This is a genomic window from Hymenobacter frigidus (assembly GCF_014640435.1).
Taxonomy (GTDB): domain Bacteria; phylum Bacteroidota; class Bacteroidia; order Cytophagales; family Hymenobacteraceae; genus Hymenobacter; species Hymenobacter frigidus.
Genome location: NZ_BMGY01000053.1, coordinates 1 through 24842, shown reverse-complemented (window position 1 = coordinate 24842; position 24842 = coordinate 1). Strand labels below are relative to the sequence as shown.

Genomic DNA, 24842 nt, shown 5'->3' with positions numbered 1-24842 from the left:
CGCATCGAACACGTCTTAATGGAGGTCGGCCAAAAGTACACCGTTACTTTTGCGTGACTACTTAGAATGATTTTAGCAAACTCAAACAGCTTCTTAGCGGCTTGCCACCAGCTGCTGGTTGATTCTCTTCACAAGGCTCGGCCCTTCGTAAATAAAGCCGGTGTAGAGCTGGATGAGCGAGGCTCCGGCGGCCAGCTTTTCCTGCGCATCAGCCGCCGAGTGGATGCCGCCTGAGCCGATGATGGGCAACGCACCGTCGGATTTCTGGTGCAGATAGCGGATAACCTCGGTGGCTCGCGCCCGCAACGGCCGTCCGCTGAGGCCGCCCGCGCCCAGGCTAGCCACGTAGCTGGTGTCGGTGCTCAGGCCGGCCCGGCTGATGGTAGTATTGGTAGCCACAAGGCCACTTAGTTTCGTTTCCCGGGCTATTTCCAGGATGTCGTCGAGCTGCGAATCGGTGAGGTCGGGGGCGATTTTCAGCAGTAGCGGGCGTGGCGTGGCGCGGCTGAGGTTGCGCTCTTGTACCTGCTGGAGTAGCTTGATGAGCGGCTCTTTCTCCTGAAGCTGACGCAGGTTGGGCGTGTTGGGCGAGCTCACGTTCACCACGAAGTAATCGACTACCTCGGCCAGGGCGTCAAAGCAGGCCACGTAATCATCGGCGGCGCGCTCGTTGGGTGTGTCCTTGTTCTTGCCAATATTGCCGCCAATGATGAGTTGCCGGTTGCGCCGCCGGGCCAGGCGCGCTGCCACTACGGCCGCCCCGTCGTTGTTGAAGCCCATGCGGTTGACCAGTGCCTCGTCCTGCGGCAGCCGGAACAAGCGCGGGGTGGGGTTGCCGGGTTGCGGCCGGGGCGTCACCGTCCCAATCTCCACGAAGCCAAAGCCCAGCGTGGCCAGCTCATCGGTGAGGGCCGCGTTCTTATCGAACCCCGCCGCCAGGCCCACCGGATTCGGGAATTTCAACCCAAAAACCTCGTGCTCCAGGCCAGGATGTTGGTAATCGTAGAGCGCCCGCAGCAGCGCCCGGGTGCCGGGCACCCGCGCCGCCCGGCGCAGATTATCAAAAACCAGGTGGTGGGCGCGTTCAGCGTCGAGGTTGAACAGGAGGGGTTTGACGAGAGTGTTATACATTGGCATCAGGACCAAACTGCTGCTCTACGCCCGATTGCAGCAGTAAGTCGGAAATAAGGTCATTAAAGGTTTTTCCTTGTAGAAACTGCCCAATATGGCGTGCCGCTTGCAGCATGTGCAATACCCGCTCCGGGTCATGCGGCCTTCCTTTGTTCGGTTTCATAGAGCGTGGTCAAATCCTTTTTAATGTACCGCATCATGTAGTCGGAAACGACGGTGCCAACATCGACTTTGATGCCTAACCTTTGTCCCAGGTCTCGCGAATAGTCGAAAAAATCCCAGCCTACCCGCTGTTCCATTTCCAGCAGCAAATCCAGGTCCGACTCTGCCGTGGCCTCGCCCCGCGCGTAGGAGCCGAACACCTTCACGCGTCGTACCGGCTTATCAGCGAAGTATTCGGCCAGTACCTGCCGGATATAATCGAGCGAAAGCGGTAGTTGTGCCACATCACAAAGTACGGAAATTTATCCGGCCCAGCCCTCCCTATCGAGGCTGCGGTACTGAATGGCTTCGGCCAAGTGTTGAATCTCAATTTCTTCACTGCCGGCCAAGTCGGCAATGGTGCGGGCCACTTTCAGAATCCGGTCGTAGGCGCGGGCGCTGAGTCCCAGTCGCTCCATGGCGGTTTTCAGCAGCGTCCGGCCGGCTTCGCTGATTTGGCAGAGGTCCTTCACCATCTGCGGCGGCATCATGGCGTTGGAATGGATATCGGCGTAGTCCTTAAATCGTGCTTCCTGTACCTGACGGGCCTTATCTACGCGGGGCTGAATCTCGGCGCTGGTTTCGGCCTTGCGCGTTTCCGTCATCTGGTCGAAGGTGACAGGCGTGACTTCGACGTGCAAATCAATGCGGTCGAGTAACGGACCGGAAACCTTGTTGAGGTACTTCTGCACCACGCCGGGGCCGCACACGCACTCCTTTTCGGGGTGGTTGTAGTAGCCGCACGGGCACGGGTTCATGCTGGCGATGAGCATGAAATTGGCCGGAAACTCGATGCTGAGCTTGGCCCGCGCAATGGTCACGCGTCGTTCCTCCAGCGGCTGGCGCATCACCTCCAGCACCGTGCGCTTGAACTCTGGTAATTCATCCAGAAACAGCACGCCGTTGTGGGCCAGTGAGATTTCGCCGGGCTGCGGGTTGCTGCCGCCACCCACCAACGCTACATCCGAAATGGTGTGGTGCGGGGCGCGGAAGGGCCGGCTGCTCAGCAACCCGCCGCCCGCCAGCTTCCCGGCCACGGAGTGAATTTTGGTGGTTTCCAGCGCTTCCTGCATGCTGAGCGGCGGCAGAATGCTGGGCAGGCGCTTGGCCAGCATGGTTTTGCCCGCGCCGGGCGGCCCAATCATAATCACGTTATGGCCACCGGCGGCCGCTATTTCCAGCGCCCGCTTGATGTTTTCCTGGCCCTGCACGTCGGCGAAGTCGGCCGTGTACTTATTCACCGAATGCTGAAACAGGTCGCGGGTATCCACTTTCGTGGGCGTGATTTCCAGCCGGCCTTCAAAAAAGTCGATTGCCTCCTGCATGCTGCCCACGGCAATTACATCAAGGTTGTTCACGATGGCTGCTTCTTCCGCGTTTTCCTTGGGCAGAATAATGCCTTTGAAGCCTTCCTTGCGGGCCTGAATGGCAATGGGCAGTACGCCTTTTATCGGCCGCAGCTCGCCATCGAGCGACATTTCACCCATTATGACGTACTCCGACAGCCGCTCGGTCATCAGCTGTTGCGAGGCGTGCAGAATGCCCAGCGCAATGGGCAAGTCGTAGGCCGCGCCCTCTTTGCGGATATCGGCCGGGGCCATGTTCACTACCACTTTGGTGCGCGGCATGCGGTAGCCCCGGAACTTCAGCGCCGCCTCAATCCGCTGCTGGCTTTCCTTAATGGCATTATCCGGCAGGCCCACCACGTTGAAACCAGTCCCGGCCGAAACCACCACTTCGATGATGATGGTGTAGGCGTTGACGCCCTGCACGGCCGAGCCGAAGGTTTTGGTGAGCATGGCAGCGGATTGGGAGGTCAGGTAGTAGAAAAAGGGTGTTGAAGGTAACTGCTAGTTCCTGAGTGGGCTAAAAATCACAGCACCAGCTTCTCAATCAGCATAATCATAATGTGAATCGCCTTGATGTGAATTTCCTGAATCCTGTCGGCGTAACCGGAATGCGGAGCCCGGATTTCCACGTCGCTGACTCCGGCCAATTGCCCGCCGTCTTTGCCGGTGAGCGACACGACCTGCATGCCCAGTTCCCGGGCGGCTTCGGCGGCTCGCAGGATGTTGGGTGAGTTGCCGCTGGTGCTGATGGCCAGCAGCACATCGCCGGGCCGACCAATGGCTTCTACGAAGCGACTGAACACGAATTCGAAGCCGAAGTCGTTGGCCACGCAGGTCATGTGCGAGGCTTCGGTGAGGGCAATGGCGGCCAAAGCGCGGCGGTTCTGGCGGTAGCGGCCGGAGAGCTCTTCGGCAAAATGTTGGGCGTCGCAGAGGCTGCCGCCGTTGCCGCAGGTAAGGACCTTGCCGCCTTTTTTCAAGCTGGCAGCAATCAATTCGGCGGCGGCGGCGATGCTGGCTACGTGGGCCGGGTCGGTCAGAAACCGGTCGAGCACGGCGCGGGCTTCGGTTAGCTCAGCACGAATTAGGTCGGGGAGTAGGGTGGTGTCGTTCACGGCAAGCGGCATCAGATTCGGCAGTGGTAAACTATTGTCATCTTGGTTGGCGTACGCCAGACCAGGACAACAGGTGGTGCCTACGCCAGTGGGGGCCGCTCGGCGGGCGGGGTGTTGGGCAGGCTGGGGTCGCTTTGCGGGAAAGTGGGCCGGGGCAGGTCATCGGCGGGGATGTTCGTCACGGGCCGGGTGCTGGGAATAGCGGGCTCCGTTACCCGGCCATCGATGGTGCGGGCTCCGGACATTGCGGGCGTACCGGGACGTTGCTGGGTGTCGTAGAGCTTGGCTTTGAGCTCGTTGATTTTGCCCTCGTTCTGGGTTACGGTGCGGCGCAACAGCACGCTGTCGAGGTTTTCGGTGAGCAGGTGCAGGGCCAGAATCGCGGCTCCAATTACGAACAGGACGTAGAAAAACTGCCGCTCCTGCTCCAGCACCGACAGGCCCGAACCCATGCCCGTGACTGTGGAGCGCACCGCCGGCGCAAGCACGAACAGTAGCGCCAGCAACAGGTAAACCATTACAACGACGGTGACAAAGCGTTTGAGGGCGAGCATGATGGGGAGAAGTAAAGTGAAAATAACGGCTGCCGCCAACGTCGGCAGACTTGGGAAAGCAGCCGCAAAGTAGGGTTTATTTTGACGAGCTATCGGGGAGTGGGGTGGCCGTTCGGGCCGCTTCGGTCGAGTCGGCGGGGTCGATGGTCAGGCCCCGGAGGCCGGAGGCTTCCCGGTTGGCCCTGGTTTTTGGCCGCGGTGCCTCCGTAGCGGCTCCCAGCTTTCGGGTGGCTATTCGATAGCCCAGGTTGTAGCACAGCTTCGCCACGACAATAATGCCGACCAGGTACAGAAAGATGCGAAAGGGGTTTTTGCGAAGCATAAATTCAAAGCAATAGTAAAAAAAGTGGCTGACGGCACGGCCCAACGCGACAACTACACCAGCGCGGCGTTGGTTTGCATCGAGCTAAGGCGCTGGTACACTCCGTTTTCGCGGCGCACTAACTCGTCGTGCGTGCCGCGCTCCACGATGCGGCCGTGCTGCAACACCACGATTTCATCGGCGTGCTGCACGGTGCTCAGGCGATGGGCAATAACGAGCGAAGTCCGGTTTTGCATGAGTCGTTGCAGGGCTTCCTGCACCAGCTTTTCGCTCTCGGTGTCGAGGGCCGAAGTGGCTTCGTCGAGAATGAGAATGGGTGGGTTGCGCAGAATGGCGCGGGCAATGCTCAACCGCTGCCGCTGGCCGCCCGAAAGGCGCGAGCCCCGGTCGCCAATCACGGTCTGGTAGCCTTCGGGGCTAGCCACGATAAACTCGTGGGCGTTGGCAATGCGGGCAGCTTCCATCACCTCGGCCTCGGAGGCGGCGGTATTGAAGCGGATGTTGTTGAAAATCGTGTCGTTGAACAAGATGCTTTCCTGGGTCACGATGCCCATTTGGTCGCGCACCGAGTGCAGGGTGCAGCCGCGCAGGTCGTGGCCATCGATGAGAATCTGGCCGCCGCTGGGGTCGTAAAAACGAGGCAGCAGGTCGGCCAAGGTACTTTTGCCGCCGCCGCTGCTGCCCACCAGCGCCACGGTGCTGCCTTTTTTGATGGTCAGGTTCACGTCGTGGAGCACGGGCGTGTCGCCGTAGCTGAAGCTCAGGTTGTGAAACTCGATTTCGCGCTCAAACGTGGGCAGGACCGTGGCATCGGGCCGGTCGCGAATGACCGGCTCGGTATCGATAATGCTCAGGACCCGCTCGCCGGCCACCAGCCCGCGCTGGATATTGCCGAACGAGCTCGACAGCGCCTTGGCTGGCGTGAGCACCTGCGAAAACAGAATCACGTAGCCGATAAACGTCTCGCCATTCAAGTCCGACTGCCCGCCCAGAATCAGCGAGCCGCCGAAATAGAGCAGGCCTGCCACCACCGTCACGCCTGCGAATTCGGAGAACGGCGAAGCTAAATCGCGGGTGTTATCGATGGTGCGCGAAGTGCGGGCATACTGGTCGTTCTGCTCCTCAAACTTTCCCTTGATGTACTCCTGCGCATTAAACGCCTTAATAACCCGGATGCCGCCCAGCGTCTCATCAATCACGGACAACATCGTGCCCAACGTTTTCTGACTCTGCTTGGCTTGGGTGCGCAGTCGTTTGGCGATGGTGGCAATGATGCCGCCCGAAATCGGCAGCAGTACCAGCGTAAACAGCGTGAGTGGCACCGACATGTGAAACAGCACCAGGAAATACGCCACAATGGTGAGCGGCTCCTTGATAACGGCCGTCATCGTATTCACCACCGAAGTCTCCACTTCCTGCACGTCAGAAGTGAAGCGCGACATCAAATCGCCCTTGCGCTCGCCCGAGAAAAAGCCCAGCTGCAAGCTGATAATGCGGTGGTACAAATCGCGCCGCAGGTTGCGAATTACCCGCGCCCGCACCTTGGCCAGCAGCCGCAGACTCAGGTAGCGAAACACGTTGCTCAGCAGCACCGATACTACCACCACACCGCAGGCGAAGGCCAGCGCACCCAGTTTGCCCCGCGCCTCCAGCACTTGGCTAAAGAAGTAGTAAAACGTGTCTCTTATCCAAGTTATGGTGGGGCTGAAGGCCGATAAATGGTCGGGGGCCTGCACCTTGTCCGTCTTATCGAACAAAATGCTCAACAGCGGAATGATGAGCGTGAAGTTGGCGATGCTGAAAATGATGGTCAGCACCGTGTACAGCAGGTATTGAGGTAGGAATAGCGCCCAGGGCCGGGCGTACTGCAAAATGCGGAGGTAGGTTTTCATGCGAATAACAAAAATACGCGCCCCGTTCTTTAGTCTCCGCCAAGCAACCCCCGGCGGCGTTTGGCCGATTGGGTCAGCAAGCGCCGACACGCTGTTACCCATTACTGTTTTGTCCTTATGAAACGCGACGAATTTCTCCATCTGTTCGGCTTTGGTGCCGCCATGTTGCTTACTGGTTGCCTAGGCAGCTGCGCGGGCAAGTCCGATGATGCCAAGCCGGGCCCCAGCAGCGGCCCGGGCACGAGTCCGGGGCCCATTGATTTCACGCTGGACGTGACGGACCCCGCCAACGCTCGTCTGAACGACCCGGCCTTCGGCTACGTGTACGGCGCCTCCGGCCGGGTAATAGTGGCCAAAACTACCGCGGGCGGCTACGTGGCGCTGTCGGCCGCCTGCACCCACCAAGGTACGCTGGTGCAGTTTCAGCCCGGCAGCAGCCAGTTTCAGTGCCCCACCCACGGTTCGGTGTTCAACCTCAATGGCGGCGTTAGCATGGGGCCAGCCTCGGCGGCGCTGCAGTCCTACTCCATAGTACAGACCGGTAACGTGCTGCGCATAAAGGCATAGTTGGTAGGGCTTAAAACTCGTGTAGCCGCTGGGCGATGTTCCAGCGCAGGGCCAGGGAGGCGTACAGTTCGCTGCCATCAAGGGCCGGCGTGAGCGAATAGGTCTGCTGCCGGGCAATGAGTTTGGCGTCCAGAAACAGGTTGAGGCGGGGCTGGTAAGTGGCCGTGAAGTCGCCGTGCAGCAAGCGGCTTTTGTTGCCTTGGCCCACGCGGTTGCCGTACTCACTCACGCGGGTATTGTACGATTTGAGTACGTTGCCGCCGTTGTTCTGGCCCGCTACGTCCTGGGCAGTCGCGTCGCGGCCCTGCTCCGAGTAGAAGGCCTTGCCCACCAGCATCAGGCGGGGCAGGGGTTGGTAGCTGAGCACGCCCAGAATCTCGGCCACGTTGGCTCCCATGGGGTGGGCCAGGGGCTGCTGGTAGTGTTGGTAGTTGGTGTAAATGTCCTCGTGCTGATAGGTGAAGGGCCGGATATAGTTGAATTCAACCTGCAAGTCGAGGTTGCGCAGGCCAGCTACGTCGATGTACTTGCCGCCCAGCTGGAACGCCTGTTTGTTGGCCCACCAGCCGTTGCCCGCCCGCACCTCGCTGATTTTGAACTCATCCAGCACCAGCTGCCCGTACACTTGCGCGGTGTGCAGGATATTCCATTTGAAATCGAGGCCAAGAAGGGCATTATCGGCCGAACCCACGTTCTGCTCGATTGCCCGGTAGAAAATGACCGGATTCAGGTATTGCAGCTCGAAACGCCGTCGTTGCTGAACGGTGATTTTTCGGTTGGAAATGACCGAATCCACGCCGCCACTGCCTATAATGGCACTTTCAAACACGCCGATGTTGAAATTTGGCGTCACATCGAAGCTGAGGTGGTGCATGGCCATGTACTTTTTGGGGTACACCTGGTCCGCGTTTTCCTTTTGGGCCGTGAGCTCGGCAAACAGGTTCTGGTAGTTGAATTTCCAGATGCGGGTATTCACCTTCAGGAAGAAATACGGCGCGCTGTAGTCCGAAAGAATGAGCGAGCGGTAGCCGTTGCCGATAAAGTTTCGGTCGTGCGCCAGCTGCAGGTTCACGTGCTTGCCGGCCGCGTAGGTGATGCCGCCGCGCGCCGTGAAGAAGTCGTACTGACTGCCGCCCACCGTCTTGAAATACTTCCAGTAGCCCTCGTGCGGCACTATCTGGTCGCGCTGAATCCGGTCCTGCACGTACTGCGGCACGGCCTGCTGGTTGTCGGCCAGAAATGTGTAGAAGCCCAGCCGCTCGTCAATAGTGCCTTCCACTTGCACCCCGCGCGTATTCACGTAGCGCAGGCCGTCGCTGGTTTTGCTGTCTTTGCCCGCTTGCAGCAGCAGCACTGGGTTCACGCGCAGCGTAAAGTCCTTGATATTGACGTGGTATAAGTCGGTCTGGTCGCGGTAGAAGTAATTCAGAAAGGGCCGGGCGCTTTGGTTCAGTTGTTCGCCCTTAGCCGAATTGGCCCAATTGTCCTTCAGCAGGTATTGGGCGTTGAAACGGTCGGCGCGGGAAAGGCTGCCCGTGTAGGCCCGGGCACTGTCGGACGACAGCATGCGCTCGCCGAGGTGGGCCACGCCGGCGCGGGTGTAGGGCCGCACGCTGGTGTGTGGGTCACGCAGGGCATCGGGCCCAAACTTGATGGCGTAGCGGTCAATCAGGCGGTACGTGTCGGGGTCGTAGGGCACATAGGTAGCACCCTGCGTCGTTTTGGGGGCTTCAGCGGGCGCGGTCAGCACGCTGTCCAGCGGCTGGTCGAACACCAGCCACGGCGATTGTCCCGCCGTGGCCGGGGCGGCGGGCGTGGGTGCCGTTTGGGCTGCCAGCGGGCCTGCCAGCAGTAGTAAGGAGGACAGGGGCAGAATTTTATTCATAAAAACGCGATAGGCAGCCATAAAAAACGCGGAATAGCCGGACTGAGTAAACGCTAAGAAGCTGTCTGAGTTAGCTAGAATCATTTTGAAACGGTCATGCTGAGCTTGTCGAAGCATCTCTACCGCTTCGCTTGAGCCGGTGCAACGAAGCGGTAGAGATGCTTCGACAAGCTCAGCATGACCGTTTTCTTAACTCAAACCGCTTCTAAGAATGGCAATTTCTTAACAAACCTACGCAGCAAGCCGTTGGCGGGGATAAGTTGCAGCATTCGAACACCCGGCGTGGCTGAACGGTCTAAATCGCGGCCAAGCCGCGTTGGGCCAAGCCGAATTCGCGCCGCATAGCTTGCCTGCCACCGGTTTTTGTGCCAACTTCGGGGCACCAGCCGGGCCTGTTGCCCGGCACCAATCCCATTCCCCCTTTTGCATGGCCACCCCACCTATCTCCGCTGCTGCTGCGGCTGCTGCGGCTGCTGCCATGTCCGATGCCCTGGCCCACGTCCACGTGGTATGCGCCGAGCCCAGCATCGCCAACCATTTCCTGGCCGAGCTGCGCGACAAAGAGGTGCAGAAAGACAGCTTGCGCTTCCGGCGCAACCTGCAGCGCCTGGGCGAAATCATCGCCTACCGCATCAGCTCGCACCTCAGCTACACCGATAAAGTCATTCATACGCCGCTTGCCGAAACCACCGGCAAGCTTCTGCATGACTTTCCCATTCTGGCCACCGTACTGCGCGCCGGGCTGCCTTTTCACCAGGGTTTCCTGAATTATTTTGACCAGTCGCCCAGCGCCTTCGTGGCCGCCTATCGCATCGAGGGCACGGCCCAGGTGCAGGTGCAGGTCGATTACCTCTCGGCTCCCAGCCTCGATGAGCGGGTACTGATTTTGGTCGACCCCATGCTGGCCTCCGGCAAAAGCCTGGTGCAAACGTATCGGGCCATGCTGCGCTTCGGCACGCCCCGCCAGGTCCACATTGCCGCCGTCATCGCCTCGCCCGAAGGCCTGGCCTACGTGGCCCGCGAGATTCCCGAGGCCAACCTGTGGGTCGCGGCCATCGATGAAAAACTGAACGAGCACGCCTACATCGTGCCCGGCCTGGGCGACGCCGGCGACCTCTCCTACGGCAGCAAGCTGTAGTACCCCATTTGCGGGTCCCGGCAGATGGAACCCTACCCCGCCAAACGGGGTATCTTTGCGGAGCGCCCACCCCGCGTTTCTGCTGACTCCTCCACCGCCTGCTTTTCCACCCCGTTGTGCTCCATCCCGCCCTCAAATACGCGTCCGTGTTCCTGTTGAGCACGGTCAAGTTTTTGGGCGGCCCGTTGGCCGGTGCTTCCATGGGGCTGCATTTCTGGACTACCCTGGCTCTCACCGTGGGCGGTATGATGACCAGCGTGTTCATCTTCTCGGGAGTGGGCCGCGCCTGGATGCAGCACCGCCAAAAGCAGCGCCGCCTGCGCCGCGAGCCAATTTTTACCAAACGCTCGCGCAACATTATCAAGGTGTTTCGCAAGTTTGGGATGGGCGGCATCGCCTTTCTCACGCCTATTCTGCTATCACCCATCGGCGGCACGGTCATCGCCACGCTGCTGGGCGTGCCGCAGCAGCGCATCATGCTGCACATGCTCTGGAGCGCGCTTTTCTGGGGCGTAACGCTCACGTTCGTTAGTATGCACTTCGGGCACCTGATACACCACAAGTAGCCAGTTAAAAGTTAAAACCCTGTCCGGCACTGAGCTGAACAGGGTTTTAACTTTTAACTCTCAGCTGACTTATCGTCCGCGCCGCTTCAGGGCCTTCACGCCGGGGGCTGAGCCGCCTTTCTTGCCCACGTTGGCTTTAGAGCCTTTGGAGCTCTTTTTCTTGCCTTCGGCGAAGGGTTTGCCGGTGCGCTTATCAATGGTTACGCCGGGCTTAATCCACTCCTTTTTCTCGTGGAAAGCGCCCTGAAAGGTGGGGTCCAGCTTCTTGCGGCGCTCGTCGAGCTCGCGGCCCATCTTCTGCTGCTCTTCGAAAGGCGTTTCTTCCACCACCACTTCTTCGGGCAGCGGCAGCAGCTCAATCTTCTGATTGATGAGGGTTTCAATTTCCCCAACGTGCACCATCTCCGCCTCGTTGGCAAAGGTGATGGCCGCGCCAATGTGCAGTGCCCGGCCCGTGCGCCCGATGCGGTGCACGTAGTCGTCGTGAATCAGGGGTACGTCAAAGTTGATAACGTGCGTCACCTGCGGCACGTCGATGCCGCGGGCGGCCACGTCCGTTGCCACCATGTAGCGCACTTCGCCGGCCCGGAAAGACTCCATGCTGTTCATGCGGGCATTTTGGCCCTTGTTGCCGTGAATCACGCGCACCTCGCCGGCCGGAGCCTTGCGCTCCAGGAAGTGCGCCACCTGGTCGGCGTGCTCCTTGGTGCGGCAGAAGAGCAGCACCCGCGTCATGGTGTCAATATCGCGGTGCAGCAGGAAGTGCAGCAGGTTGATTTTGGTGAGCAGGTTGGGCGCCTGGTACAGCACCTGCGATACCGTAGAGGCCGTTTTATTCGCCGGGCTCACCTCTACGCGCACCGGAAATTCCAGGAATTCTTCGCTCAGCACCGTCACCCGGTCGGGCATGGTGGCCGAGAACAGCGCGTTCTGCCGCTTGCGCGGGATGATTTCCAGAATACGCCGAATCTGGGGCATAAAGCCCATGTCCATCATCTTGTCGGCTTCGTCGAGTACCAGATTTTTGATGTCATTCAGCCGCAGGTCGCCCTTCAGGTAAATTTCCATGAGCCGGCCCGGCGTGGCTACCAGCACATCGAGGCCCTGGGCAATGATTTCAATCTGGGTTTTTGGCCCCAGGCCACCGTAAATGGCAAAAATGCGCAGGTCGGTATTTACGGCCAGCGCCTTCAAATGCGTCTCAATCTGTATGGCCAGCTCCCGGGTAGGAGCCAGGATAAGGGCCCGCGGGTGCATGCCCTGGGCATATTTCACTTTCATGAGCAGCGGCAGGCCGAAGGCGGCCGTTTTGCCGGTGCCGGTCTGGGCGATGCCCAGCACGTCGTGCCCGGCGAGCAGCAGCGGGATAGTTTGCTGTTGTACTGGCGTGGGCACGGTGAAGCCGGCATCGGCCACAGCCGTAAGGAGTTGTTTGTTAAGCTTGAAATCGTTGAACGATGGGGTGATAATGGGTTCCATTTTGCAAAGGTCGGGTTTTTGCGTCGGGTAGCTTTAAACTATTCAAAAATGCTGTCATGCTGAGCGTAGTCGAAGCATCGCTATTGCTCGGGCAAAGTGACTGAATTAGTTACGTAGAAGAGATGCTTCGACTGCGTTCAGCATGACGTTCTGGTTTTATCAAAAATCAACCAAATAGCAGTCTGCCCGAAGTTTTTTTGCCCAATCCCACTTCCCTTTCTATCTTTGCACAACCAAAACCAACCTGGTAGATATAGCTCAGCTGGTTAGAGCGCCGGATTGTGATTCCGGAGGTCGTGGGTTCGAGCCCCATTATTTACCCACAAAAAAAGTCCCCGGAGAATTTTCCGGGGACTTTTTTGTTGCTTGCAATCTGTTACTCCCCCATTACCTCACCAAAATATCCCGCAATGAGCCTGCTCGTTATCGGTAGCGTCGCCTTCGACGCCCTGGAAACGCCTTTCGGCAAAACCGACAAAATCATCGGTGGCGCCGCCACCTACATCAGCCTCTCGGCCTCTTACTCGCTGAAGCCGGTGAAACTGGTGGCCGTGGTGGGCGACGACTTCCCGCAGGCCGATATTCTGCTGCTCGAAGAGCACGGCGTGGACGTGGAAGGGCTGCAAATTAAGGAGGGCGAAAAGTCGTTTTTCTGGTCGGGTAAATATTCGCAGGACCTCAACTCGCGCGAAACCATCACCACCGAGCTCAACGTACTGGGCGATTTCGACCCAATTATCCCCGATGCTTATCAGGATTGTAAGTATCTGATGCTGGGTAACCTGGCTCCGCAGGTGCAGCGCCTCGTCATTCAGCGCCTCGTGAACCGGCCCAAGCTGATTGTGATGGACACGATGAACTTCTGGATGGACATTGCCTTGGAAGAGCTCATCGCGACCATCGAGATGGTGGACGTGCTCAGCATCAACGACGAAGAAGCCCGCCAGCTCAGCGGTGAGTATTCGCTGGTAAAGGCGGCCAAGAAAATCATGGGCATGGGTCCAAAATTCCTTATCATTAAGAAGGGCGAGCACGGCGCGCTGCTCTTCCATAAGAGCAAGATTTTCTTTGCTCCGGCGCTGCCGCTGGAAGAAGTATTTGACCCAACCGGTGCCGGCGACACCTTCGCGGGTGGCTTTATTGGCCACTTGGCGGCCACCGACGACATCAGTTTCGAAAACATGAAGCGCGCCGTGATTCACGGCTCGGCCATGGCCTCGTTCTGCGTTGAGAAGTTCGGCACCGAGCGGTTGCTTAACCTTTCGGCCGAAGAAGTGGAAGCCCGCGAAGCACAGTTTGCCGAACTGGTGAAGGTGATGCCCGCGGTGGTCGTTCCGGCGTAATTCAGGCATTAGCTGGGGCCTAAGGTGGGCAACCTTTTAGTGGCAGATGGGTACAACTTCCTATCATTCACTTTAATCTTCTAACGCCATGGGACACGCTAAGAAAAACACCGACCTTCAGAACGAAAAAACGTCCGTTAACCCAGCGGCCAATACCAAAAAGAAAAGCACTCAGGTGCAGAGCCCGAACACGACTGATGTATCGGCTCACGGCAACACCACCGATGGCAATAGCGCCGGACATGGGGTGAATAATATCCGCAGCAACCCGCAAGGCAACCGCCCCATGTCCGTCGACAAAGGCAAAGTGGGCAAAGGCGGCGACTCCAAGCACTAATTATATAGCTTCCGCTACGTACTGAAAGAGCCCCGTTGGAATCTCCAACGGGGCTCTTTAGGTTCGATGGCAGGCTAGAACTCCCAGCCCAGCCATTGCTGAAACCCTTGCTGCTGCGCCGTATCGGCCGTTTCCAGCTTGTCTATTATGTACCGCTGCCCGAAGCCCGCGCCCGGCATTGCCGTTAGCATCACAGTGAGCAGCCGGTTTTGGCGGAACACACTTACCTCGTACTGTGCGGCGCTGCCGCTGAGCAGGCTTTGCAGGTTCATGTCCACGCGCCGGCCGTTCACGGCCACTATCTCGTCGTCGACGGTCAGGGCCACCGCGGCTGGCGAACCGGGCCAAATAGCGGTTACCTCCGTCCGCTCGTTCTTCACCACCGTGCGGAAACCAAATATGCCCTCCGATGCGGAGGCGTTTTCGCCCACTAGCAGCTGGCAGCCCACGGTGTGCAGCACTTTGGCCAGCGACTCCGTCAGCGGGGCTACGCCGTAGATGAATTTGTCGAAGTAGGCGTGCATATCGCGCCCGACTACTTCGTTCACAATGCGGATATAGTCGGCTTCGGTGTAGCCGATGCCGGTTTTGCCAAACTCCTCATACAGCCGCCGCATCACATCATCGAGGCTGCGTGCGTGGCCGGAGAGCTGCCGCAGCGTCAAATCCAGAATCAGGGCTGCCAGCGCGCCCTTGTGGTATACCGATACCTTGCGGTCGGGTACGCCGGGCTTGTAGCCATCCAGCCAGAGGTCCATGCTGGCGTCGGCCAGCGAGAGGTTTTCGCTGCCGGCATCGTCAAAATGTTTGCGTAGCACGGCATTCAGCTCCTCGAAATACTGCTCCGGCGTGTGCACGTGGCTGCGGGCCAGCAGGTATTCGCCATAGTAAGTGGTAATGCCTTCGGCGATGAAGCAGGTGCGGAAGTAGTTTTCGCGGCTGTAGTCGTAGGGCTGCATCTCGGCGGGCCGGATACTCTTGATGTTCCAGGTATGAAACAGCTCGTGGCAGCTCACGCCGAGCAATTCCTTGTACAGGCCCTCGCTCATAATCAGCTCGGCTGGCCCCAGCGTAATCACCGTGGAGTTGTTGTGCTCCACGCCATGGTAGTGCTTGTAGGGCAGAAACTGGTTTAGGAAGTGGTAATCGGCCACCGGCAACCCACCAAAAAGCGTCAACTGCTCCTCCGAAAACGCCTTGAAATCCGCCAGCAGGCGCGGCCAGTCCAGCGGTGCTTCGCCCTGCACCCACACGTGGAAAGGCAGCCCGCCAGCCTCGTATTCCTGATGCACCAGCGTGGGGCTGGCGATGAGCGGCGAATCCACCAAGTGGTCGAAATCCTGCGCGGAAAGCGTATTCGGCGCGGTTTGGGGCAGGCCGCAGGCTATTTGCCAGCCCTCGGGTAGGGCCAATGTCAGTTCACAGGCTTCCAACTGACGGCCCTCCGCGTACATCAGCGCCTGCACGGGATTTAGGTACAGCTGCGTCTCGTCGAGCCAGGAGCCGCCCGCATCCATCTGGTGGGCGTAGAAGTTGTAGCGCACCCGCACGGTGCGGCCGGCGGCGTTGGGCACTTCCCACCGGTCCTTGGTGAGCTTGCGGTAGGGCAGGGGCTGGTTGGTGGCAGCGTCTTCCACCACTACTTTCTGTAACTTCTGGGCGAAGTTTTGCAGCTCATAGCGGCCGGGCCGCCAAGCCGGCAATTGCAGCTCCAGGGGCGCGGCAGCATCGGCAGCAACGTCCAGCGTAAGCTGGATTTGGAGGTAAAAAGTGAGCGGGTTTTCGTAGGAAATGTGGTAGTGAATCATCGCTAAAACGGGTTAAACGGGACTAAAGCTACTGCCCGCTCCCGACCCAAACGTAAAAGTGCAGGAGGGCCTTGCCTTTTCCAGACAAAGCCCGTACCTTTGCCGGCCCAACTTGAAACTACACATAAGATGAAACGCACCTATCAACCTTCGAAGCGCAAGCGCGTTAACAAGCACGGTTTCCGTCTCCGCATGGAATCCGCTAACGGCCGTAACGTACTGGCCCGTCGTCGTGCCAAAGGCCGCAAGCGCCTCACCGTATCCGACGAAGGCAAGCACAAGCGCTAGCATCATTAGCCGTTAGCCAAGAGATTTTGGCTGTTGGCTAACAGATTGCCGCATTGTTGAGACAGTATTATTTCTGTCGCTGCAATGCGGCTTCGCTATTTTAGGAATTTCCAGAATAGTGTTTTGCTGTTTCGGCAGCGGTCAAATAGGTAAGCAACGTGAACGAGCCAACCGCTACTAGCGCTCCACTAGCAGCCAGAAAATACACCTTCCCGAAAGAGGAACACCTGTGCCGCAAGAAGCTCATCGAAGAGCTTTTTGGCAAGCAGGGTTCCTCTTTTGGCGTTTACCCCCTGCGCATCGTCTGGATTCCAGCTTCGGCTCCAACCACCGCACCGCCCCAGGTCCTCATCAGCGTGAGCAAGCGCACCTTCAAGCGGGCAGTGGACCGCAACCGGCTCAAGCGGCTCATCCGCGAGGCGTACCGGCTCAATAAATATCGGCTAACCGAGCAACCTAACGGGCACTCAATCGCTCTGCTAGGTATTATCTTCACGGGGAAGGAAAAAAGTCCGCTGACGTTGGTGGAAAAAAAATTAATTTCCGCTTTCCATCGTTTGTTGGGCACCTCGGCCGAAGCATCTGCTTCACCGCCCGCCGTGTAGGTTCGTTTCTTGCTACTCGTTATTTATGACTATTCGTAAAAAAGTACTTGCTACGCTGGCCCTGGGCACGCTAGGCCTGGTATCGTTTCGTGCCGCTTCTGACAATGAGCGGTACTTCGAAATCGCCAAGAACCTGGATATTTTCGCCACGCTCTTTAAGGAAGTCAATACCTATTACGTCGACGAGATAACGCCGGCCAAGCTGGTGAAAACCGGCATTGAAGCCATGCTGCGTTCGCTCGACCCCTACACCAACTACATTCCGGAGGACGATATTGAGGACTTCCGCACCATGACCACCGGGCAGTACGGCGGCATTGGGGCCTCGGTGGTGAAGCGCAACGGCAAAACCGTGGTGCAAAGCGCTTACGAAGGCTACCCGGCGCAAAAGGCCGGCTTGTTGCCCGGCGACGAAATCCTCGACATCAACGGTGTTATCGTTGATAAAAAGAGCAACGCCGACATCAGCAAGCTGCTCAAAGGCCAAGCCAATTCGATGGTGAAGCTCATGGTGACGCGCTATGGCCAGGACAAGCCGGTCGAAATCAACATCACCCGTGATAAAATTCAGGTGGAAAACGTGCCCTATACCGGCATGATTTCCACGGATGTGGGCTACTTCCAGCTGGGCGGCTTCACCGTGGATGCGGGCAAGGAAGTGCGCGCCGCCGTCACCAAGCTCAAGGAGCAGGGCGCGAAGAAAATCGTGTTCGATATCCGTGATAACCCCGGCGGCCTGCTGAACGAGGCCGTGAACATCTCCAACCTGTTCATCGATAAAGGCCTCGACGTGGTGAGCACCAAGGGTAAGGTGACGGAGTGGAACAAGACCTACAAGGCGCTCGATGTGCCGCTCGACACCCAGATTCCGGTGGCCATTATCACGAGCAACCGCTCGGCGTCGGCTTCGGAAATCGTGTCGGGCGTGCTACAGGACTACGACCGCGCCGTGGTAGTGGGTGAGCGTACCTTCGGCAAGGGCCTTGTGCAAGCTACCCGCCCGCTGAGCTACAACTCGCAACTGAAGGTGACCACCGCCAAATACTACATTCCGAGCGGCCGCTGCATCCAGGAAATCGACTACGCCCACCGGAGCGACGATGGCTCGCTGGGCAAATTCCCCGATTCGCTGCGCACGGCTTTCAAAACCACCGCGGGCCGTACCGTGTACGATGGCGGCGGCGTGGCCCCCGATATTGAAGTGAATGACCGCGAAATTGCGGACGTCACCCGCATCCTACTCCAGAAAAGCTACCTCTTCGACTACGCCACCCGCTACCGCTCCGAGCATCCCACCATCGTGTCGGCCCGCCTGTTCAAGCTCTCGGATGCGGACTACCAGAAGTTTGTGGCCTACCTGCAAGGCAAAAACATCAGCTACAGCACCGATGCCGAAAAAGCCCTCACCGAGCTCAGTAAGAAGGTGAAGGAGGAAAAGCATTACGACGACGTGAAGCTGGAGCTCGAAGGCGTCCGCAAAAAAATCACGATGAACAAGGCGAACGACCTGCAACGCTTCAAGCCCGAAATCAAGGAGTTGCTGGAGCAGGAAATCGTGTCGCGCTACTTCTTTGAGAAAGGCCGCACCGAAGCTGGCTTCGACGACGACCCCAACATCATCGCCGCCGTGGCCGTCCTGAACGACCCGAACCGCTATGCCGCGCTACTGAAGCCGTCGGGCCAGGCGGCCAGCGCAAGGAAGTCGGCGGGGACGAAGTAGTTTTGAACTGCGTTAATTAGAAAAGCAGGTGCTGAAAGGTGCCTGCTTTTTTTATCTCCTATGAGTAATAGAGAAATGTTAATTGAAGAGCTTGTCAAGCTGCCGAGTATTCTGACGGCTGTTGTCGATTCACCAGAAGAACTAGAAAATGTTGGCAAATCCAATGAATTACGGTTGGAGCTTGCGCAGCGGTTAGAAGCTTTAGAAACTGAAGCTTCAAAAAGCAGAGCTGCTTTTATTCGGAATCAGGATGCAGAGAATTTCAATGCTAACCGGGAAGCTTGGGGAATACCCAGTTTTTCGGAAGGGTTGGTTGAAATTGATGATTTTAAGAACGGGTTTCTTTGGAAATTCCGGGCTCATACAACTTCTTGGAACCATAATCAGCATGCCGATGAGTGGTTTCATACTTCGCTAGAAGCCAGAAGTGTCACTCGTTATGAGTTTCGGAATTGTGATGAGGGGCCGGGGAAAGTAGATTTTGTTCTCACCGGCAATTACAAATCAATTTTGCAGCAGCTCTTAGCTGACCACATCCATGAAGTTCTAATTAGTCCAGTGTTTTCCAAGGATGAATTGGCAGAATACATTGACAACTTCTCGGAGGATGAGGAAGACTATTTGTTGGAGGATGTGATAGAGGATTACATCAGCCGCAATCCGAATTATAGCGCCTAACAATTAATAATGCTCCTCCTCTCCCTCGAAACCTCTTCCCCCGTCTGCTCGGTAGCCCTGCACCGCATTGCCGACGGCTCCTTGGTCGGCCAGTCCGAACTGCGGCTTGACAAGTCGCACTCCACGCACCTCACCATTTTAATTGAGCAGTTGCTCGTCAATACGGGCCATCAGTTGGCCGACCTGGCCGCCGTGGCCGTGAGCGACGGACCCGGTTCCTACACCGGCCTGCGCATTGGGGCAGCCGCTGCCAAGGGCTTGTGCTTCGCACTGGATATTCCGCTGGTAGCCGTGAGCACCCTCAAGTCCTTGGCGGCTCAGGTGGTAGTCGGTACCACTTGGTCTGAAAACCACTTGTATTGCCCGATGCTGGATGCCCGGCGCATGGAAGTGTACGCCGCCATCTACACCCATGAGGGGCAAGAGGTGCTCGCGCCCACGCCGCTCTTGCTCGACGCCGACACGCTGGCCGAACAATTAGCTCAGCACTCCGTGTTATTCTTTGGCAACGGCGCGGCAAAGTTTCAGGCGCTGCTGGGGGAACACGTGCACGCGGGTTTTCTGGCTGGCATCGAGCCGTCGGCAGTAGCGGTAGGGCAGTTGGCCGTGGCCGCGTATCACCGGCAGGAGTTTCAGGACGTGGCGTATTACGAACCGTTTTATCTAAAGGAAGTGTACACTACTACCCCCCGGACCTGAGCGTGCTAGTGTCGGTAGCCCTGCCAGGTGCCGCCGTAGCGGTAGCTGGGTCGGGCTTTCGCCTTGATGCAGCAGCTTTCGCAAACAAAAATCCAGCCCTTGCCCTCCGCTGGGGTTTGTATTCGGTACAGCGTGGTGGCCTCCGTCTGGCAATGCGCGCAAAGTTTGGTTTTCATGGTTGCTGGCTTGTTGTTGATTGCTGTTACTGTTGCTCCCTCTGGAGTCTTATTTTTTAATTCGTTCGCCCGATAACTTCTTACGGCTATGGAACCCCTCTTCGTCAACCGCGTCGCTAACAGCGGCCTCGTTACCCTCAACCTGGAAGAACTGCTGCACCCCGGCGAGCGGGTGGTGTACGATATCAAGGATAACCTTTTCCACGGCCTCATTCTGCGAGAAAAGGACTTCCGCGAGTTCATAAAAACCAACGACTGGACGCAGTACGACGGTAAGAACGTGGCCATTATTTGCTCCGCCGATGCCATTGTGCCCACCTGGGCCTACATGCTGCTCGCCACCAAGCTCCAGAATCACGCCCACCGCTACGTGTTCGGCGATTTGCAAGCCTTGGAGCAAGGCCTGTTTCAGGAAGCCATCGCCGCCATTGATACCGAAGAATACCGCGAAGCCAAAGTAGTGGTGAAAGGCTGCGGCAACGTGCCTGTGCCCACTTTTGCCTACGTGGCCATCATGCAAAAGCTGTTGCCCGTGGCCAGTAGCGTGATGTACGGCGAGCCCTGCAGCACCGTGCCGCTCTACAAAAAGTCGAAAGCAGTCGCTACTGCTACGGCCGAATAGAGAAGGCGGCACAACTGTCTGCCAGAGGTGCATGGTATGACCTATCCCACGCGCCTGCAACAGGTTTTTGCATCTTTGCGCTTGTGAAGTCAATAGTTCCCCCCAATTCCCCCTACAAAATCACCTTCCTCACCGGCGCCGCCATTGTCATTGCCAACATGGTGGGCACGGGTGTTTTTACCAGTCTCGGTTTTCAGGTGATGGGCATCCAGAGCGGTTTCGCGCTGCTGATGCTGTGGTTGGTGGGCGGCCTCATTGCCCTGTGCGGGGCGGTGAGCTACGCCGAGCTGGCGGCGGCCATGCCCCGGTCGGGGGGTGAGTATCATTACCTGAGCCAGATTTATCACCCCGCGCTGGGGTTCTTGTCGGGCTGGGTGTCAGCCACGGTGGGCTTTGCGGCCCCAACCGCTTTGGCCGCGCTGGCCCTAGGCGAATACGCCAAAAGCGTGTGGCCGGGCTTGCATCCGCAGTGGTTGTCGGTGGCAGTGGTACTGGCCCTTACGCTGGTTCACGGCAGCAGCACCCGTGTCGGCAGCCGCCTGCAAGTCATCATCACGGCCCTGAAAGTAGTAGTGCTGGTGGTGTTTATCGGGGCTGGCATGGTGGTGGGGGAGGGGCAGCCCATTAGTTTCCGGCCCGCTGCTGCTGACTGGCAAGCGTTGCTGAGCCCCGCCTTTGCCGTGAGTCTCGTGTATGTGAGCTACGCCTACTCCGGCTGGAACGCGGCGGTGTACGTTACCGGCGAAATTGAAAATCCCAAGCGCAACCTGTCGCGCATTTTGCTGGCCGGCACCGCCATTGTACTCCTATTATATATAGGACTCAATTACGTATTCCTGCGTTCCACCCCGATAGCCGGTTTGAAGGGCCAGTTGGAAGTCGGTTTTGTGGCGGCTACCTCTCTTTTTGGCCCCATCGGCGGCCGGTTGATGGGGGGCGTCATCGCCGGCTTGCTGGTTTCCACCATCAGCTCGATGATTTTCGCCGGCCCTCGCATCGTGCAAACGATGGGGGAGGATATCCGCGCTTTGCGCTTTTTAGCGCCCAAAAGCCGCGTCGGCATCCCGGTGCGGGCCTTGCTGCTGCAAACGGTCATCACCTTGGCGTTTATCCTGAAACCCAGTTTTCAGGGAGTTCTGGTGTATGCCGGCTTCGTTTTGAACCTGTTTACTTTCCTCACAGTGCTGGGCCTGTTCGTGCTTCGCTTCCGCCAGCCAGATTTGCCGCGCCCGTACCGCGCCTGGGGCTACCCCATTACACCACTTATTTTCTTGGGCCTGAGTGGCTGGACGCTTGCTTTCATCCTCCGCGACAAGCCGATGGAGTCCATTTATGGGCTAGCCACCTTGGCGGTAGGAGCTTTGGTGTATTTCCTCACCACGCGTCTGTCCGCCTCCCCAGCCGCCGTCCCGCGCTAACTCGCTCCCGTAACTTGCGGCTTACTACCGGGCCTAAGCTAGCTGAAGCCCCCTGTTTTTCACCCTCCTCAGTAGATAATGTTCTTTCGCACCGTTGCGCTCCGGTTTCTGCCGGCCGTCCTGCTCTTACTCACCGCCTGTTCCGAGTCGGGCACCAAAACTGAAACCAACGCTTCTTCGGCCGCAGAAGAGACGATGGCTACCACTGCCGATGCCATCGATTCCAGCCAGTCGGCTTTGCCTAACACGGCCACCACTACTGCCACAGCTGTACCGCGTCCCAACCGCCTCATCGCCCCCGATACCGCCTACGCCCAGGATGTGGCCCTGTTCCTCGGTGGCCAGCAGCCCAGCCAGCACAGCAACCTCACCCAGCTAGCCGCCCAGCCCGGCTGGCAGGCATTCGCCAAAGACCAGGATAAAAGCTGGGCAAACTACCGCGCCACCCACACCACGCGCATGACCGCCTGGGCCGGCACCGAGCTCGATTCGGTGCACCGCAGTAGCCCCACCATCTTTTATCCCTTTAGTGGCCCCGATTTCCTGAACGTCGTCACGATGTTCCCCACCAGCCAAACGTATGTGCTGATGGGCCTGGAGCCCGTTGGCAGTGTTCCCGCCCTCACCTCACTGGAAAATCCCAAACTGTTTCCCGCTGTTAAAGCCTCGCTCTGGTCGGTGCTCAACTTCAGTTTCTTTCGCACCAACGACATGGCCGTCGACCTGAAATCAGTTGAGCTCGATGGGGCTCTGCCCCTCATGATGCTCTTTGCCGCCCGTACTGGCAACCAAATCATCGCCATCCGCCCCGTGCAGCTCGATGCTGCCGGCAAGTTGGTTGATACCCTCACCGATACCACGCAAGCCGCCGACCCCAAAACAGTCCCCGGCGTCGAAATGAAGCTACGCGGCCCCGATGGCCAGCCCAAAACCGTCTATTACTTCTCCGCCGACCTCAGCGACTGGAAGCTAAACGCCAAAAGTGCCCCCCTGCAGTTTGTGCGCACCTTGGGTCCCCTCACCACTTACGTGAAGTCGGCGTCTTACCTCATGCACAAAGCCTATTTCAACCAGGTCCGCCGTCTGGTGCTGCGCCGCAGCCGTTACATTCTGCAAGATGATTCCGGCATCGCCATGAAGTACTTCCAGAAAGGTGCCTGGCAGTTCAACTACTACGGTACCTACCGCCGCCCCATCAACCTATTCGCCAAACACTACCAGCCTGAGCTCACCGCTGCCTACCGCGACACCGTACGTAAACCCAAAGCGCTACCCTTCGGCACCGGCTACAACTGGCGTCAAACTGACTCCAATCTCTTGCTTTCCCGTCGCCTAGTCCCTTTGGCCGACTAGCCATCCAAGAACAACCGCCTCAAAGGGCCGTGGTGGCAACATCACGGCCCTTTGCCTTTCTAGTAGCTTATGAAAACGCCGCGTAAATCATTTCCCTTACTATACTATATAATAGGAGTGGCCTGGTTATTAACGGTAACAACCTTCGTCACCTTAGCTGCTAGGGGAATCCGTCTGGTTCCCCCATCATCTGAGAGAGGAGCCACGCTTGGTGAGAATCAAGAAGTGAGATTAACTCCCGGCGATTCCCCCTTACTGGATTCCCTCCTTCGCACTACTCCTCTATTAATCAGAGTAGCCACCAACCCCAAATACGAGCTTCAAATTATCTACACCCAAATCAACCGCGACGCCCGAAACCGCCCCACCTTCACCCCGCACACCTACCATCTCAATTCCAGGCAATACTTCAACCCCGCTAGCCTGGTTAAACTTCCCGTGGCTGCTCTTTCCCTCGAAAAGCTGAATGACCTGAATAAACCCGGTGTGACTCGCCGCACCATCATGGCTACCGGCACCGCTTACCGCTGCCAAACCCCCGTCCCCTTTGCCGCTCCCGCCGATTCCGACCGCACCGCTACCGTCGGCAACTACATCAAGCGCATGCTCCTGGTTAGCGATAACGCGGCCTACAACCGCCTCTACGAATTCCTCGGCCAACAAGCCCTCAACAACCGCCTCGCCCAACTCGGCCATCCCAACGTTCGCATCACCCGCCGCTTCGCTCCCTGCGACACCACCGCCAACCGCCACACTAACCCCATCAGCTTCCACAACCGCCAAGGCGATACCTTATATAAGGAAGCGGCCAAATTCAACCCTACCCCCTATACCAGCCCCCTCGGTCGCGTCCTAAAAGGCCGCGCCCACCAAGTCGGTGGCCGCGTCATTCCCAAACCCTACGATTTCACTACCGCCAACTACCTCCCACTTTCCGACATCACCGCCTTCTTACAAAGCGTCATCTTCCCCGAATCTGTCCCCGCCACTCAGCGCCTTCGCCTCACCGCCCCCGATAACGTCTTCCTCCGCCGCTACCTCCACGCCACCCCCCACGAGTCCGGCTTCCATCCCTACGCCCCCGCCCGCTACTTCGACGCCTACAAAAAGTACCTCTACTACGGCCGCAACCCCGACCTCGCCTACCAATCCACCCTTCGCATCTACAACATCGTAGGCATGTCGCACGGGTACCTCGCCGATGTCGCCTACTCCGCCGACTCCCTTCACAATGCCGAATTCATGCTCAGCGCCGTCCTCTACGTCAATCAAGACGGCATCATCAACGACGGCGCGTACGAATACGATAGTATCGGTCAGCCCTTCCTGGCCCAATTAGGCCGTGTAATCCAACAATTCGAAGTCCAGCGCCCCCGCCGCATCCGCCCCAACCTGACCGAATTGTTCAGGCCAGAGCCAATTCGCTGAAATTAATCACGCTTGAATCACCCGTCAACGTTCTGATAGCAAGGAGCCCGGAGCATGGCAGTCGGCACTAGCTATCTGGTTACATTGATTATTATCATCTGTTCCCTTGCATCTCTAGCATTTTCCCGTATTTTTGCACTCCCAAATCGAACGGAGCTGGGCACCACG

The 24842-nt window shown here is 58.1% G+C and carries 25 protein-coding genes and 1 tRNA gene; 15 read left to right on the top strand and 11 right to left on the bottom strand.

From position 1 onward, the window contains the following. Positions 1–93: 93 nt before the first annotated feature. From IEW17_RS18375 to IEW17_RS18345, 7 genes are all read right to left on the bottom strand, one after another. Complete coding sequence (locus IEW17_RS18375) at positions 94–1131, bottom strand: quinone-dependent dihydroorotate dehydrogenase (RefSeq protein ID WP_188563521.1); 1038 nt, start codon at positions 1129–1131, stop codon at positions 94–96. 134 nt (positions 1132–1265) lie between these two features. Continuing rightward, positions 1266–1577, bottom strand: a complete 312-nt coding sequence (locus tag IEW17_RS18370) for a nucleotidyltransferase family protein (protein ID WP_229749122.1) — start codon at positions 1575–1577, stop codon at positions 1266–1268. Between the two features lie 18 nt (positions 1578–1595). Beyond that, on the bottom strand, positions 1596–3131 hold the full coding sequence (locus IEW17_RS18365; RefSeq protein ID WP_188563520.1) for a YifB family Mg chelatase-like AAA ATPase: 1536 nt from the start codon (positions 3129–3131) through the stop codon (positions 1596–1598). Positions 3132–3205: 74 nt separating this feature from the next. After that, positions 3206–3808 carry a D-sedoheptulose 7-phosphate isomerase gene (lpcA, locus tag IEW17_RS18360; protein WP_188563519.1) on the bottom strand — a complete coding sequence of 201 codons (603 nt, stop codon included), beginning with the start codon at positions 3806–3808 and terminating at the stop codon, positions 3206–3208. A 68-nt stretch (positions 3809–3876) separates the two neighbouring features. Further along, on the bottom strand, positions 3877–4350 hold the full coding sequence (locus tag IEW17_RS18355) for a hypothetical protein (RefSeq protein WP_188563518.1): 474 nt from the start codon (positions 4348–4350) through the stop codon (positions 3877–3879). A gap of 76 nt (positions 4351–4426) precedes the next feature. Then, positions 4427–4672: a hypothetical protein gene (locus tag IEW17_RS18350; protein WP_188563517.1), complete on the bottom strand. Its 246-nt coding sequence runs from the start codon at positions 4670–4672 to the stop codon at positions 4427–4429. Positions 4673–4725: 53 nt separating this feature from the next. Continuing rightward, the gene (locus IEW17_RS18345; RefSeq protein ID WP_188563516.1) at positions 4726–6564 is read right to left on the bottom strand and encodes an ABC transporter ATP-binding protein; all 1839 of its coding nucleotides are present in this window, start codon (positions 6562–6564) and stop codon (positions 4726–4728) included. 117 nt (positions 6565–6681) lie between these two features. On the opposite strand from IEW17_RS18345, the gene IEW17_RS18340 reads away from it, so the two are divergent. After that, positions 6682–7131 carry a QcrA and Rieske domain-containing protein gene (locus IEW17_RS18340; RefSeq protein WP_188563515.1) on the top strand — a complete coding sequence of 150 codons (450 nt, stop codon included), beginning with the start codon at positions 6682–6684 and terminating at the stop codon, positions 7129–7131. A 10-nt stretch (positions 7132–7141) separates the two neighbouring features. Here IEW17_RS18340 and IEW17_RS18335 read toward each other — a convergent pair whose 3' ends face one another. After that, complete coding sequence (locus tag IEW17_RS18335) at positions 7142–9016, bottom strand: capsule assembly Wzi family protein (protein ID WP_229749121.1); 1875 nt, start codon at positions 9014–9016, stop codon at positions 7142–7144. Positions 9017–9443: 427 nt separating this feature from the next. Here IEW17_RS18335 and upp point away from each other — a divergent pair, with 427 nt between their 5' ends. Together upp and IEW17_RS18325 are read left to right on the top strand one after the other, a co-directional pair. Continuing rightward, complete coding sequence (gene upp / locus IEW17_RS18330; protein ID WP_308420636.1) at positions 9444–10154, top strand: uracil phosphoribosyltransferase; 711 nt, start codon at positions 9444–9446, stop codon at positions 10152–10154. A gap of 116 nt (positions 10155–10270) precedes the next feature. Next, a complete protein-coding gene (locus IEW17_RS18325) occupies positions 10271–10720 on the top strand; it encodes a hypothetical protein (RefSeq protein ID WP_188563514.1) in 450 nt (149 codons plus the stop codon). A gap of 69 nt (positions 10721–10789) precedes the next feature. On the opposite strand, the gene IEW17_RS18320 is transcribed toward IEW17_RS18325, so the two are convergent. Beyond that, on the bottom strand, positions 10790–12199 hold the full coding sequence (locus IEW17_RS18320) for a DEAD/DEAH box helicase (protein WP_188563513.1): 1410 nt from the start codon (positions 12197–12199) through the stop codon (positions 10790–10792). Positions 12200–12446: 247 nt separating this feature from the next. On the opposite strand from IEW17_RS18320, the gene IEW17_RS18315 reads away from it, so the two are divergent. The 3 genes from IEW17_RS18315 to IEW17_RS18305 all read left to right on the top strand — a co-directional run bounded on the left by IEW17_RS18315 (position 12447) and on the right by IEW17_RS18305 (position 13879). Further along, positions 12447–12520 (top strand) — tRNA-His (locus tag IEW17_RS18315). Between the two features lie 89 nt (positions 12521–12609). Beyond that, positions 12610–13542 (top strand): PfkB family carbohydrate kinase, encoded by a 933-nt coding sequence (locus tag IEW17_RS18310; protein WP_188563512.1) that lies wholly within the window; start codon positions 12610–12612, stop codon positions 13540–13542. A gap of 88 nt (positions 13543–13630) precedes the next feature. Next, the gene (locus IEW17_RS18305; RefSeq protein WP_188563511.1) at positions 13631–13879 is read left to right on the top strand and encodes a hypothetical protein; all 249 of its coding nucleotides are present in this window, start codon (positions 13631–13633) and stop codon (positions 13877–13879) included. A 74-nt stretch (positions 13880–13953) separates the two neighbouring features. Here the strand turns inward: IEW17_RS18305 and IEW17_RS18300 are convergent, their stop codons facing one another. Continuing rightward, positions 13954–15687, bottom strand: a complete 1734-nt coding sequence (locus tag IEW17_RS18300; protein ID WP_188563510.1) for a M61 family metallopeptidase — start codon at positions 15685–15687, stop codon at positions 13954–13956. Between the two features lie 129 nt (positions 15688–15816). Between IEW17_RS18300 and rpmH the strand changes: the two genes are divergently transcribed. From rpmH to tsaB, 5 genes are all read left to right on the top strand, one after another. Then, positions 15817–15975, top strand: a complete 159-nt coding sequence (gene rpmH, locus IEW17_RS18295; protein WP_035563087.1) for a 50S ribosomal protein L34 — start codon at positions 15817–15819, stop codon at positions 15973–15975. 158 nt (positions 15976–16133) lie between these two features. Further along, the gene (locus IEW17_RS18290; protein WP_188563509.1) at positions 16134–16580 is read left to right on the top strand and encodes a ribonuclease P protein component; all 447 of its coding nucleotides are present in this window, start codon (positions 16134–16136) and stop codon (positions 16578–16580) included. Between the two features lie 25 nt (positions 16581–16605). After that, entirely contained in the window at positions 16606–18300 is a 1695-nt protein-coding gene (locus tag IEW17_RS18285; protein WP_188563508.1) for a S41 family peptidase, read from the top strand. Between the two features lie 60 nt (positions 18301–18360). Further along, on the top strand, positions 18361–18978 hold the full coding sequence (locus tag IEW17_RS18280; protein ID WP_188563507.1) for a hypothetical protein: 618 nt from the start codon (positions 18361–18363) through the stop codon (positions 18976–18978). Positions 18979–18987: 9 nt separating this feature from the next. Then, positions 18988–19677 (top strand): tRNA (adenosine(37)-N6)-threonylcarbamoyltransferase complex dimerization subunit type 1 TsaB, encoded by a 690-nt coding sequence (tsaB, locus tag IEW17_RS18275; protein ID WP_188563506.1) that lies wholly within the window; start codon positions 18988–18990, stop codon positions 19675–19677. A 5-nt stretch (positions 19678–19682) separates the two neighbouring features. Here the strand turns inward: tsaB and IEW17_RS18270 are convergent, their stop codons facing one another. Continuing rightward, complete coding sequence (locus IEW17_RS18270; RefSeq protein WP_188563505.1) at positions 19683–19853, bottom strand: DUF8622 domain-containing protein; 171 nt, start codon at positions 19851–19853, stop codon at positions 19683–19685. Positions 19854–19941: 88 nt separating this feature from the next. Here IEW17_RS18270 and IEW17_RS18265 point away from each other — a divergent pair, with 88 nt between their 5' ends. The 4 genes from IEW17_RS18265 (at position 19942) to IEW17_RS18250 (ending at position 24674) form a co-directional block, all read left to right on the top strand. Then, a complete protein-coding gene (locus IEW17_RS18265; protein ID WP_188563504.1) occupies positions 19942–20475 on the top strand; it encodes a DUF2480 family protein in 534 nt (177 codons plus the stop codon). A gap of 83 nt (positions 20476–20558) precedes the next feature. Then, positions 20559–21893 (top strand): APC family permease, encoded by a 1335-nt coding sequence (locus tag IEW17_RS18260; RefSeq protein ID WP_229749120.1) that lies wholly within the window; start codon positions 20559–20561, stop codon positions 21891–21893. 78 nt (positions 21894–21971) lie between these two features. Next, positions 21972–23246 carry a hypothetical protein gene (locus IEW17_RS18255; protein ID WP_188563503.1) on the top strand — a complete coding sequence of 425 codons (1275 nt, stop codon included), beginning with the start codon at positions 21972–21974 and terminating at the stop codon, positions 23244–23246. 225 nt (positions 23247–23471) lie between these two features. Beyond that, positions 23472–24674 (top strand): serine hydrolase, encoded by a 1203-nt coding sequence (locus IEW17_RS18250; protein ID WP_188563502.1) that lies wholly within the window; start codon positions 23472–23474, stop codon positions 24672–24674. Positions 24675–24842: the final 168 nt, after the last annotated feature.